This is a genomic window from Pigmentiphaga daeguensis, from assembly GCF_039523035.1.
GTDB classification, from domain to species: domain Bacteria; phylum Pseudomonadota; class Gammaproteobacteria; order Burkholderiales; family Burkholderiaceae_B; genus Pigmentiphaga; species Pigmentiphaga daeguensis.
This window is the reverse complement of sequence record NZ_BAAAEN010000019.1, coordinates 59,948-72,278: the sequence shown is the minus strand read 5'-3', so window position 1 is coordinate 72,278 and position 12,331 is coordinate 59,948. Positions and strand designations below refer to the sequence as shown.

Annotated in this window: 10 protein-coding genes; 4 read left to right on the top strand and 6 right to left on the bottom strand. The window is 68.9% G+C overall.

Annotated features, from left to right (window positions below; genetic code table 11):
• Nucleotides 1-369: 369 nt before the first annotated feature.
• The 3 genes from ABD104_RS21245 to ABD104_RS21235 form a co-directional block, all read right to left on the bottom strand.
• Nucleotides 370-2,133, bottom strand: a complete 1,764-nt coding sequence (locus tag ABD104_RS21245) for a glutamine--tRNA ligase/YqeY domain fusion protein (RefSeq protein ID WP_087837173.1) — start codon at nucleotides 2,131-2,133, stop codon at nucleotides 370-372.
• A 205-nt stretch (nucleotides 2,134-2,338) separates the two neighbouring features.
• Nucleotides 2,339-3,841 carry an ATP-binding protein gene (locus ABD104_RS21240; protein ID WP_087837172.1) on the bottom strand — a complete coding sequence of 501 codons (1,503 nt, stop codon included), beginning with the start codon at nucleotides 3,839-3,841 and terminating at the stop codon, nucleotides 2,339-2,341.
• Nucleotides 3,838-4,584 (bottom strand): response regulator, encoded by a 747-nt coding sequence (locus tag ABD104_RS21235; RefSeq protein ID WP_087837171.1) that lies wholly within the window; start codon nucleotides 4,582-4,584, stop codon nucleotides 3,838-3,840. Before ABD104_RS21235 ends, ABD104_RS21240 begins: the two co-directional genes overlap by 4 nt.
• 152 nt (nucleotides 4,585-4,736) lie before the next feature.
• On the opposite strand from ABD104_RS21235, the gene ABD104_RS21230 reads away from it, so the two are divergent.
• From ABD104_RS21230 to recQ, 4 genes are all read left to right on the top strand, one after another.
• Entirely contained in the window at nucleotides 4,737-5,318 is a 582-nt protein-coding gene (locus ABD104_RS21230) for a Spy/CpxP family protein refolding chaperone (RefSeq protein ID WP_165963001.1), read from the top strand.
• A 122-nt stretch (nucleotides 5,319-5,440) separates the two neighbouring features.
• A complete protein-coding gene (locus ABD104_RS21225; RefSeq protein WP_338617833.1) occupies nucleotides 5,441-5,947 on the top strand; it encodes a gluconokinase in 507 nt (168 codons plus the stop codon).
• Between the two features lie 102 nt (nucleotides 5,948-6,049).
• Nucleotides 6,050-7,231, top strand: coding sequence for a cystathionine beta-lyase (gene metC / locus ABD104_RS21220; protein WP_343928161.1), 1,182 nt, complete (start codon nucleotides 6,050-6,052; stop codon nucleotides 7,229-7,231).
• Entirely contained in the window at nucleotides 7,224-9,038 is a 1,815-nt protein-coding gene (gene recQ / locus ABD104_RS21215) for a DNA helicase RecQ (RefSeq protein WP_343928160.1), read from the top strand. The genes metC and recQ overlap by 8 nt, the downstream gene beginning before the upstream one ends.
• Nucleotides 9,039-9,213: 175 nt before the next feature.
• On the opposite strand, the gene ABD104_RS21210 is transcribed toward recQ, so the two are convergent.
• From ABD104_RS21210 to ABD104_RS21200, 3 genes are all read right to left on the bottom strand, one after another.
• Nucleotides 9,214-9,765, bottom strand: a complete 552-nt coding sequence (locus tag ABD104_RS21210) for a class I SAM-dependent methyltransferase (protein ID WP_087837166.1) — start codon at nucleotides 9,763-9,765, stop codon at nucleotides 9,214-9,216.
• A 29-nt stretch (nucleotides 9,766-9,794) separates the two neighbouring features.
• On the bottom strand, nucleotides 9,795-11,174 hold the full coding sequence (locus tag ABD104_RS21205) for an APC family permease (protein ID WP_343928159.1): 1,380 nt from the start codon (nucleotides 11,172-11,174) through the stop codon (nucleotides 9,795-9,797).
• A 122-nt stretch (nucleotides 11,175-11,296) separates the two neighbouring features.
• A complete protein-coding gene (locus ABD104_RS21200; RefSeq protein ID WP_176400650.1) occupies nucleotides 11,297-12,217 on the bottom strand; it encodes a helix-turn-helix domain-containing protein in 921 nt (306 codons plus the stop codon).
• Nucleotides 12,218-12,331 lie beyond the last annotated feature (114 nt).

The following is a 12,331-nucleotide window of genomic DNA, read 5'->3' as shown; positions in this document are numbered from 1 at the left end:
GGTAGGCGCCCCGGCGTGGGCGTTAGCGGTTGTGTCGGCCCCACCGACACAACCGCTAACGCCCACGCCGGGGCTAGGGAGGTCCCCCCCCTACGCCCTTCGGGCGCCCCCCAGGGGGCGAAACCAGCGGACTGGCGGAGCCAGATCCGCGGTTTCCTGGGTCTAGTGCGGCTTTCTTGGTTTGATGCACCGCTGCTACCGCTGGCAGCCAGCGAAGCACAGGTACCCCAATCCAAGATAAAAACTCTAGACCGCAGGATGCGGTGGATCCGGCTTTGCCGGTCCACCCGCATCGCCCCCTTGAGGGGGCGCCCGGAGGGCGTAGGGGGTGGGCTTTCCTTGCGCGCGTCAGCGCGTAGGGGGGGACGACTACTTCCAGGTGTCGCGGAGCGTGGTGGTGCGGTTGAAGACCGGGGCCAGGGTGGACGAGTCTTCGCGGTCGGCGACGAAGTAGCCGAAGCGTTCGAACTGGTAGGAAGTGCCCGGCGTGCCGTCGGTGCCGGGTTCCAGGTAGCCCTGGATGGTCTCGACCGAGTTGGGGTTCAGGTACTCGATGAAATCCTTGCCGCCGGCGCTGGGATTGGGTTCGGTGAACAGGCGGTCGTACAGGCGGATCTCGGCGGGCACGGCCGTGGGGGCGTGCAGCCAGGTGATGTTGCCCTTGACCTTGACGCTGTCCGCGCCGGGCGTGCCGCTCTTGGTGTCGGGCAGGTATTCGGCCTGGACCTCGACCACCTTGCCGGCCTCGTCCTTGACGAAGCCGGTGCACTTGACCACGTAGCCGTACTTGAGCCGCACCATGTTGCCGGGGAACAGGCGGAAGAAGCCCTTGGGCGGGGTTTCCTCGAAGTCCTCCTGCTCGATCCAGAGTTCGCGCCCGAACGGGAAGGTCCGCTTGCCCATTTCCGGATGGTGGGGATGGCGGGGGGCCGAGCATTCCTCGGTTTGGCCTTCCGGATAGTTGGTGATGACCAGCTTGAGCGGGCGCAGCACCGCCACGGTACGCGGCGCCTTGGGGTCCAGGTCGTCGCGCAGCGCCTGCTCCAGCAGCGAATAGTCGATCCAGGAGTCCGACTTCGAGGCGCCGGTGCGCTCGCACAGCAGCTGGATGGCCTCGGGGGTATAGCCGCGCCGGCGCAGGCCCAGGATGGTGGGCATGCGCGGGTCGTCCCAGCCGCTGACGTGGCCGTCGTTGACCAGTTGCAGCAGCTTGCGCTTGCTGGTGATGATGTAGGTCAGGTTCAGCCGCGCGAACTCGTGCTGGTGGGGCAGGGGCGCCTCCAGCAGGCCCAGCTCGCGCAGGTTGTTCAGCAGCCAGTCGTAGAACGGCCGCTGGTCTTCGAATTCCAGCGTGCAGATGCTGTGGGTGATGCCTTCCAGCGCATCCTCGATGGGATGGGCGTAGGTGTACATCGGGTAGATGCACCACTTGTCGCCCGTGCGATGGTGCGTGGCATGGCGGATCCGGTACAGCACCGGGTCGCGCAGGTTCATGTTGGGCGAAGCCATGTCGATCTTCGCCCGCAGGGCCATCGAGCCGTCGGGATGCTTGCCGTCGCGCATCTCGCGCAGGCGGGCGACGGACTCCTCGGGCGGGCGGCTGCGCCACGGCGAATCGGTGCCGGCTTCGGTCAGCGTGCCGCGCATGGCGCGGATTTCCTCGGGGCTTTGTTCGTCCACGTAGGCGTGGCCGGCCATGATCAACGCCTCGGCCGCCTCGTACATGAAGTCGAAGTAGTCGCTGGCGTGGTAGTAGTGCTCGGTGCCGAACGCCGTCCAGTCGTAGCCCAGCCAGCGCACGGCATCGACGATGGCGTCGACGTAGCGCTGTTCTTCCTTCTCGGGATTGGTGTCGTCCAGCCGCAGGTGGCAGACGCCGCCATAGTCGCGGGCGAGGCCGAAGTTCAGGGCGATGCTCTTGGCATGGCCGATGTGCAGGTAGCCGTTCGGCTCGGGCGGAAAGCGCGTGCGGATGCGGGCCGGATCCAGCGGAGCGCCGGCCAGGTCCGACGCCGGGCCGGGGTGGCCGGCCCAGTGTTTCTCGGCATAGCGCCCGGCGGCCAGGTCGGCCTCGACGATATTGCGCAGGAAATTGGTGGCTGGAGCGGGAGCGGGTTTGTTCGGTGTGGTCATTGGAAATAGGGGTGGACGAACTGGTCCTTGCTTCGATTTTGCCATAACGCTGGTCCCCCTACGCGCCGCGCGCGCCCGACATGGTGAGCCCCCGGCCGCTGCGCGGCAGCCCCCCAAGGGGGCCGGGACCCGCCTTGGGGCGGCACTGGCGGACCGGCGGAGCGGATCCGCAGTGCCTGAGGGAGGTCCGGCTGGCGGGGTGGGGTCAGGGGGGGAGGGGGATAGCCGCGATGACCCGCAGGCCGCCGCCTGCCGGGGTTTCCAGGACGATCCGGCCACCGTGGGCGCGGGCGATGGCGTCGACCAGGGCGAGGCCCAGGCCGACGTTGCCGGTGCGGCTGCGGGCGGGGTCCAGGCGGGAGAAGGGGCGCAGGGCGTCTTCGTAGCGGTCGGGGCTGATGCCCGGGCCATGGTCGCGCACGCCCAGGCGGGCCTCGCCGGAGCGGGCTTCCAGGGTGATCTCCAGGGGCGGGGCGCCGTGCTGCATGGCGTTCTGGATCAGGTTGTCGACCAGCCGCGCCAGCGCGACGGCGTCGGCGTTGACCACGATCTCGCCGGTGGGGGGGGACGGATAGTCGATCTGGCTGCCGGTGCCTTGCCAGGCGTGGATCCGTTCCCGCAGCCAGTCGCCCAGGTCGATGGGGGTGAAATGGTAGGTGGCGCGGTCGGTGCCGCGCACGAAGCCGATGAACTGGTCGACGATGTGCTGCATGTCCTCGGCGTCCTGCCGCAGGCCGTCCTTGAGCGCCGGATCGTCGACCATCTCGGTGCGCAGGCGCATCCTGGACAGCGGGCCCTTGAGGTCGTGCGGCAGGCCGGCCAGCAGCGTGCGGCGCACCTTGTCGGACTCGTTCAGCGCATCGAGCATGGCGTTGAAGCGTTCGCCCAGGACCTGGGTCTCGTGCGGGCCGGCCGGTTCCACCCGCTCCGGCTTGCCGGCCGCGAGGCGATCGGCGGCATGGGCGAGCGAGGTGATGGGGCGCGTGATGTGCCAGGAGAACCAGGCGGCCAGCAGCAGGATCGCGCCGACCCCGCCCAGCCACATGACGATCAGGGGCGTCTTGACGGGCGGGCTGATGCGTTCGAGCGAGATGACCAGCCAGGACCGCATGAGCGGTTCGTCGTCATTGCCCAGGCCGGGCGTGAGGGAGATGAACAGGGCGGGTTCGGGGCCGCGGGACAGCGCTACCCGCGAGCCGTCCGCCAACTGGGCGTTCAGGCGCTGGATCAGGCCCCGCATGGCGTGGCGGGGGTCGTCGTCGGCCCAGCGCGGGGCCTCGCGCGGGCCGCGGCGCTCGGGGCCGAAGCGGAATTCGCCGGACCGGTAGTCGGGCGGCATGCGGCCCCCAGGCAGCGGTTCGAACCGGGGGTGGGCCGGGCGGCCTTCCCGCCGTGGGGGCTCGCCCGGCCGGGGCCGGGGCGGGATGGGGCGGGAGACCAGCCGCCACTCGCCCTGGGAGGCCGCCGCGACGAAGGCGGCGCGCTCGCTCTCGTCGATCTGCGCGATGGACGCGCGCAGGGTGCGTATCGTGGTCGCCATGAGGTCCGGGGTGACGTTCTCGAGGACGTTGCGGCGGTAGTGCTCGATGGCCAGGAAGGTCGTGGCCTGCGCGACCAGCACCGCGCCCAGGATCAGCAGGACGAGGCGCGCGCGCAGCGAGCGCGGCACCAGGCGGCCCGCCCAGCCTCGGCGCGCGGGTGCGTTCATGGCAGGGACGGCGAGGCCGGCGCCGGATCGTCGTTCGGGGCCAGGGGAGAGAACCGATAGCCGATGCCCCAGACGGTCTGGATCCATTTCGGCTGCTTGGGGTCGTCCTCGATGGCGCGGCGCAGGCGCAGGATGGCGATGTCGATGGCGCGGTCGTTGCGCTCGCCGGCCTCGTCGTCGCGCGCCAGGGCCAGCAGCCTCTCGCGCGAAAGCGGCTTGCCCGCGTTGCGCAGCAGGGCCTCCAGCAAGTTGAATTCGCCGCCGGTCAGGCGTACCTGCTCGGCTCCGCGATGCAGGGTGCGGGCCTTGGCGTCGAAGATGAAGGGGCCGAACGAGACCGGGGCGTCCTTGACCAGCGCCGAGGGGCCGCTCTTGCGCCGCAGCACCGCCTCGATGCGGGCGAGCAGCTCGCGCGGATCGAAGGGCTTGCCCAGGTAGTCGTCGGCGCCGGATTCCAGGCCGATGATGCGGTCCACCGTCTCGTCGCGCGCGGTCAGCAGGATCACGGGCAGGTCCTCGCCGCGTTCGCGCAGGCGGCGGCAGGCTTCCGCGCCGTCGCCGCCCGGCAGCATGCGGTCGAGCACCAGCAGGGCGGGCGCGTAGCGGGTGATGCGCGCTTCCAGGTCGGTGGCGTCCGGCGCCAGCAGCGTGTCGTAGCCCTGCTTGTTCAGGTAGTCGGCCAGGAGCTGGCGCAGAGCCGGGTCGTCATCGACCACGAGCAGTTTGATGGCGGATTTTTCCATGGGGGAATGTTCGCGTGGCGGGGCAGGACCCGCAAGCTGCCTGAAATCGGTTGAAACAGATGGGCCCCGCCCCGCAACCGGTCCGAAACGGGTCTGGAACAAGAATGCCCTCACCGCCGCAGTCCGATGCGGTGTCGACAAGGAGTAATGCAATGACCAAGAACGCCCTTCGTACGATCGCTCTGTCGCTGGCCCTGGCTACCGGGGGCGCAGGCGTGCTGCAGGCCGCCCATGCCCAGGCCGCGGGCGACAATACCACGCAGGCCGAACAGAAGCCCGCGCCGGAACGCCATCGGGGCCCCATGGGCCACCATGGAGCCAAGGGACATCACTTCTTCCGGGGCGGCATGGAGCAGTCGCCGCTGGCCATGCTGGGACACCTGAAGTCCAGGCTGAACCTGACCGATTCGCAGCAGAAGCTGTGGGATGCGGCGCAGAGCGCCAGTCGCGAGGCCGGCCAGGCCATGCGGGCGCAGCGCGAGGAAGGCATCAAGGCCCTGCGCACGCAGGTCGCCGCCGGTCCCCTGGACCTGCGGGCGCTGAGTGCCCGGCACGACGCCGAACGCGCGGCCGTCAAGCCCAAGCTGGATGCCGCCCGGGACGCCTGGCTGGCCGCCTATGATTCGCTGGACGGCAAGCAAAAGCAGGTCGTGACCGACGCGGTCAAGCAGCGCCTGGAACGGGGCGACCGCATGCGCGAGCATCGCCGTCAGGATGCTCCGTCCAAGAGCTGATCACGGCGGACCGGAAAACCGGCGCAGCGATGCGCCGGTTTTTTTTGCGCAATGAGGTACGTTTCTTGCGAGAAGAGGGGTTTTCCGGCCGATATTGCGGACGGCCGCCACGGGAGACGGTCATGGTGGTGATCATCATGGGAGTATCGGGCAGCGGCAAGACGACCATAGGCAAGCTGCTGGCCGCCCGCCTGCGCTGCGGCTATTCGGACGCGGACGAGTTCCATCCCGAGGCCAACATCGAGAAGATGTCGCGCGGGGTGGCGCTGGGCGACGCCGATCGGGAACCATGGCTGCGAGCCATGCGCGCCGCCATCGAGACCGTCCTGGCCGGCGGCCGCACCCACGTGTTCAGTTGTTCCGCCCTGCGGCAGCGCTATCGCGACGCGCTGGCCCGGCCCGGCGAGGACGTCGTGTTCGTCCACCTGGACGTTTCCTACGAGACGGTCATGCGGCGGCTGGCTCGCCGCCGGGGGCATTTCTTCGATCCCGCCCTGGCGCGCAGCCAGTTCCAGGCGCTGGAGGTGCCCCGACGGGGCATCGTGGTCGATGCCGAGCGCACGCCCGAGGAAATCGTCGACCGGATCGCCGCCAGCCTGGCCCAGGGGGACGCACGGGCGGCCCAGTGAGGCCTTCTTGTCCGGCTTGGCGCCGCTTCGGCTTCGATATCCAGCCGACTTCGCTAAAATCCCCTGTGATCGGCGACCCGCCCGAACCTGCCAGAGATGTCCATGCCCAAGCCCGATACGCTGTTGGCGCATGCCGGACGCGCTCCCGAAGCCTATGCCGGCATGGTCAACACGCCCGTCTTCCGCACTTCCACCGTCATCCATCCCACGATCGAGTCGTACGAGGCGCCGCGCGACCTGACGAAGAAGCCGGTCAGCTACGGCCGCCACGGCACGCCCACGACCTTCGCCTTCGAAGAGGCCGTGGCCAGGCTCGAGGGCGCGCACCAGGCGGTGGCCACGCCCAACGGCCTGTCGGCCATCGTCGTGGCCCTGCTGGCGGTGCTCAAGCCGGGCCAGCACCTGCTGGTGGCCGATTCGGCGTATTCGCCGGCACGCGGCTTCTGCGACCGCAGGCTCGTGCCCCTGGGGGTCGATGTCGAATACTACGATCCGCTCATCGGCGCCGGCATCGCTGGTTTGTTGCGCGACAACACCGGCGCGGTGTTCTGCGAGTCCCCGGGTTCGCTCACCTTCGAAATGCAGGACATCCCCGCCATCGCGGCGGCGGCCCATGCGCGCGACATCCCGGTGCTGGCCGACAATACCTGGGTCACGCCGTATTTCGCCTCGCCGTTCGAACTGGGCGTGGACATCTCCATCCATGCGGGCACCAAGTACATAGGCGGCCATTCCGACCTGATGATAGGCGTGGTCGCCACCAACGAGCGCTATTGGAAGCCGGTGCGCCAGACGGTGTACGACTATGCCTACAGCGTCAGTCCCGACGATTGCTACCAGGCCCTGCGCGGCCTGCGCACGCTGGGCGTGCGCCTGCGCCAGCACGAGCGCAACGCGCTGCAGGTGGCACGCTGGCTCGAGGCCCAGCCGGAAGTGTCCCGGGTGCTGTATCCGGCGCTGGAAAGCGATCCCGGCCATGCGCTCTGGAAGCGCGACTACCGGGGCGCCTCGGGCCTGTTCTCGGTGGTGCTCAAGCCGGTCGGCGACGCCGCGCTGGCGCGTTTCGTCGACGGCCTGAAACTGTTCGGCATCGGTTCGAGCTGGGGCGGCTTCGAAAGCCTGATCACGGTCGTGCATGCCGCGGCCTATCGCACGGCCACCAGGTGGCAGCCCGAGGGGCCCGCCGTGCGGCTGCACATCGGCCTGGAGGATCCGGCCGACCTGATCGCCGACCTGCGCCAGGGATTGGACCTGTTGCACGACAAGGCCGCGGCGCATGGCTGACGGCAGCGCGCTGGAGGTCCTGAACCGGGTTTTCGGCTACGACCAGTTCCGCGGACCTCAGCAGGAGATCGTCGACCACGTGATCGGCGGTGGCGATGCGCTGGTGCTGATGCCGACCGGCGCGGGCAAGTCCCTGTGCTATCAGGTGCCGGCACTGGTGCGCAGCGGAACCGGCGTGGTCGTCTCGCCCCTGATCGCGCTGATGCAGGACCAGGTCGATGCCTTGACCGAACTGGGCGTGCGGGCGGCCTTCCTGAACTCCACCCAGGACTTCGCGCGTGTGCGCGAGGTCGAGCGCGCGTTCGTGGCCGGCGAGCTCGACCTGCTGTACGTGGCGCCCGAGCGCCTGTTGACCGATCGCTGCCTGGCCCTGCTCGAGCGCGGCCGCATCGCCCTGTTCGCGATCGACGAAGCGCACTGCGTGTCGCAATGGGGGCATGACTTCAGGCCCGAATACCTGGGCCTGTCCGCGCTGCACGAGCGCTGGCCGGACGTGCCCCGCATCGCCCTCACGGCCACCGCCACCCAGGCGACGCGGGTCGAGATCGCCCAGCGGCTGGGGCTCGAGGACGCGCAGCATTTCGTCTCCAGTTTCGACCGCCCCAACATCCGCTACCGCATCGTCGAAAAGAACGATCCGCGCCGCCAGTTGCTCGATTTCCTGAAGCAGGAGCACGCGGGCGATTCCGGCATCGTCTATTGCCTGTCGCGCGCCAAGGTCGAGGAAACCGCCGAGGCGCTGCGGGCCCAGGGCATCGATGCCATGCCCTACCATGCCGGCCTGGACGCCGCCACGCGGGCGGCCAACCAGGCGCGCTTCCTGCGCGAGGACGGCGTGGTCATGGTGGCCACCATTGCCTTCGGCATGGGCATCGACAAGCCCGACGTGCGTTTCGTCGCCCACCTGGACCTGCCCAAGTCGGTGGAAGGCTACTACCAGGAAACCGGGCGGGCCGGACGCGACGGCCTGCCGGCCACGGCCTGGATGACCTATGGCTTGCAGGACGTGGTGCAGCAGCGCCGCATGATCGACGAGTCGACCGGCGACGAGGCCTACAAGCGCCGCTCGGCGTCCATGCTAGAAGCGATGCTGGGGCTGTGCGAGACCGTGGAGTGCCGGCGCGTGCGGCTGTTGCAGTATTTCGGCCAGGCCTCGCAGGCCTGCGGCAATTGCGATACCTGCCTGGAACCGCCCCAGGCCTGGGACGGCACCGAGGCGGCGCAGAAGATCCTGTCGGCGGTCTACCGGCTATGGAAAGAACGCGGCCAGCGTTTCGGCGCCGGGCACGTGATCGACATCCTGCGCGGCAAGCGAAACGAAAAGGTCGAGCAGCACCGGCACGACGAACTCAGCGTGTTCGGCATAGGCGCGGACCTGAGCGAGAAGGACTGGCGCAACGTGCTGCGCCAGTTGATCGCGCAAAGCCTGCTGACGGTGGACCACGAGGCCTTCGGCACGCTGGCCCTGACCGAGGGTAGCCGCAGCGTGCTCAAGGGCGAGCGCACGCTGATGCTGCGGCGCGAGCCCGCCAAGCCGGCCCGTGCGCGCGAAAGCTCGCGGGCCCGTTCCGCCGTTACCCTGCCGCCAGAGGCCGAGGCGCTGTTCACCGCGCTGCGCACCTGGCGGGGCGAAGTGGCGCGCAGCCATGGCGTGCCGGCCTACGTCATCTTCCATGATGCGACCCTGCGGGAAATCGCCCTGGCGCGGCCTGCGTCGCTGACCGAACTGGGGGCGATCAGCGGGGTGGGGGCGCGCAAGCTCGAGGCCTATGGCCAGGAGATCCTGGAGCGGGTAGAGAGGTTCTGACCCGCCGCCAACCTAGGCGGACCCGACATTCATTTTCTTTATCCGGTCTTGTCCGGGGCGCCGGGGCCGGGCGGGCGCGCAGGCGCAGCGTAGCCGGTCCCGGCTTTGCCGGGACTTCCCGGAGTTGGCGCGGTTGGCCCTTAGCCATCATGGATGCCATGAATGTCCATTCAGCCTAGCGAGCCGGCACGGTCCAGAAGTAGATCCGCTTGCTGTCTACCGTCAGGGTCTGCTCCGGTTCCCAGTCGCCCATGTCGAACGCGTGCGAGACGATGCGCGTGCCGGGCTTGAGCGCGAGCAGGGTGGGTCGCAGCTTGAGGTTGAGATTGGGCAGCAGGTAGAGCGTGATGACGGTGGCCGGGCTCAGGTCTTGTTCGAACAGGTCGCCCTGGATGAATCGGACCTTGTCGGTCACCTGCTGGCTGCGCGCGTTGGCGTTGGCCTCGCTGATGCGCTGGGGGTCCAGGTCTATGCCCACGCCGCGCGTGCCGAAGCGCTTGGCCGCGGTGATCGGGATGCGGCCGTCGCCCGATCCCAGGTCGTACAGGATGTCGTCGGGGCCGACCTTGGCTACCTGCAGCATGGCGTCCACCACCGTCTGGGGCGTGGGCACGAAGATCACGTCGGGTGTGCGGGGCAGGGGCTTGGCGGTGCCGAAGGACTGGGCCCAGGCGGGGGCGGCCGCGGCGGCGGCCAGGGTGGTCAGGCAGAACTGGCGGCGTTTCATGGCTGGAAGGCTCCCGGAGAAGTGGCGGGTCAGGATGCGGACGGCGTGCGGCCGCGGGGCTGGGCCAGCATCAGCAGGGCGCCCACGCCCAGCACGGCCACGCCCACCAGGGCGCCGACGCCGGTATGGCGCAGGCTGGCATAGAACAGGTAGCCGCTGGTGGCGATGAACAGCAGCGGCGTCAGGGGATAGAGCGGCACGCGGAAGGGGCGATGGGTGCCGGGGTCCTTGCGCCGCAGCACGAGCAGCGCCACGCCGCTCAGCACGAAGAACAGCCAGAACACCGGCGCGGTGTATTCGACCATGGTAGCGAAGCCGCTGCGGGTGAAGGCCCCCAGCGCGACCAGCGCCAGCGAGATGGCCGCCTGGACCCACAAGGCGTTGACCGGTGTGTTCCACTGCGGATGCCATTTGGCCAGCATCGAGAAGGCCGGGGTGTCCTGGCCGAAGGCGTAGGTGGTGCGCGCGGCGGTCAGGATGGTGGCGTTGGCGGAGGTCAGCGCCGAGATCGCGATCAGCAGCGCGATCAGTTGCGCGCCCGGTTCGCCCAGCGCCCGCCGCATCATGTCGGCGGCGACGGCCGACGAGGCCCCCATGCCATCCTGGCCCAGCACGTTCAGGTAGGCCAGGTTGACCAGCAGGTACAGCAGCGTGATCAGCGCCAGGCTCCAGAACAGCGCCCGCGGCAGGGTCCGCCCAGGGCCCGAGGCCTCGGCCGAGATGTAGGCGGCCTCGTTCCACCCGCCGTAGGTCAGCATCACGAAGATCAGGACCAGGCCCCAGTTGGCGACGCCCGAGGCGGGGGCAGCCGGCGCGGCCGGCGCTGTCTCGGGCGCGAACAGCAGGCCCACGGCGATGATCAGCACGACGCCGCCGACTTCCAGGGCCGTCAGCAGGTTCTGCGTCCATTTGCCGGTGCTCAGTCCCGCCACGTTCACCAGCGTCAGCACGACGATGATCGCGGCGGCGTAGATGGCGGGCGAAGCCGGTCCGAGATTGGCGATCTGCGTGGCATAGTCGCCGAAGATGTAGCCGAGCAGGGCGATCGAGCCGGTGGGGATGACGGTCAGGCGGGCCCACGCGAACAGGAAGGACAGCCGGGTACCGAAGGCGCGCCGCAGATAGTGGTAGTCGCCGCCGGCATGCGGGTAGGTGCTGGCCAGTTCCGCGTAGCACAGCGCGCCGGCGACGGAGATCATGCCGCCGACGATCCAGGCCATCATCATCGCGGCCGGGGAGCCCGCGTGCATCGCCACCAGCGACGGCGCGCTGAAGATGCCGGCCCCGATGACGATGCCCACGACCAGCGCCATGATGTCCAGCGTACCGAGGAGCGGGCGAGTGGGGGGCCTGGCGGCGGCATCCGGGTTGGACGCATGCGGGGTCGATGCGGGGAACGCGTTGCTCATGACGGGAGGGTCCTCGGTGCAGGGCAGGGATGCGTGATCGTCCGGCGCAGCAAGCGGCACGCCCGGCGGCGCGGGCGGCAAGCTTACAAGTTCCTGAAAGTAATGGCGAAAGCCGAAGACGGTCAAGCCCCCGGGGGAGGCGCGGCACGGTTGCGGTCGAGCTGGTCGCGCACCATGGTGCGGAAGTCGCTGGGCGATGCGCCTGTGTGCTTGGTGAAGAAGCGCGAGAAATAGCCAGGGTCGGAAAAGCCCAGCGTGAGGGCGATTTCCTTCACGCTCAGCGACGAATAGGCGAGGTCGCGGCGCGCCTCGGTCAGCAGGCGGTCGTTGATGACGCCCAGGGCCGACAGGCCGAGCTCGTCGCGGCAGATCCGGTTCAACTGCGTGGGGGTGATGCCCAGGCGCTCGGCGTAATAGGCGATGTCGCGCTGCTCGCGGAAGCTCCGGTTCAGCAGGGTCTTGAAGCGGTGCAGGTGCATGACGCCGCGCGAGCTGCGCCGGCCCGGCCGGGGGCCGGCCAGCGTGGCGGCCTTGCGCGCCAGCAGGACCAGCACGGTGCCCAGCAGCGATTCGAGCAGGGCCAGTCTCCAGGCGTGGGCTTCGTCGTATTCGGCCAGCAGCAGCTCGATCGATTGGGCGAAGGGCGCGTAGGCCGCTTCCCCGGGCTCGAACGGGACGTGGCGTGGTGCCTGGAAATGAGGAAGGAGCTCCGCGTGGCGAGCCAGCAGGCTTTCCATCTGCTGCGTGACGATGGTGATGACCGCGCCGTCTATGTCCTCGGAAAAGCGGAAGCCATGCGCGTGCAGGGCGGGAACGAACAGGGCGCACGGGCCGTGGACGGTGAAGCGGCGATCGTCGAACTGGATGTCGGCGGTACCTGACCGTATGTACAGAATTTGCACGAACAGGTCATGGCGGTGCAGCTTGATCTCCCAGTCGTAAAGGCGGCTGCGTTGCGGGATGGATTCGCAGTGAAGGCTTTCCGGGACGAGGTTCTTGCCGTGTTCCCCATACAGGGCATAGGTGGGGACGATGCTTTTCATGGCCATGGTTCCTGGCACGCAAGATGTTCGGATTATCCATGAAGATGTCTCCATAATCTATCGCGCGCCGCCGACCCGGCTCTTAAGATGCCTGGAAGTCAGAACACATGCAGG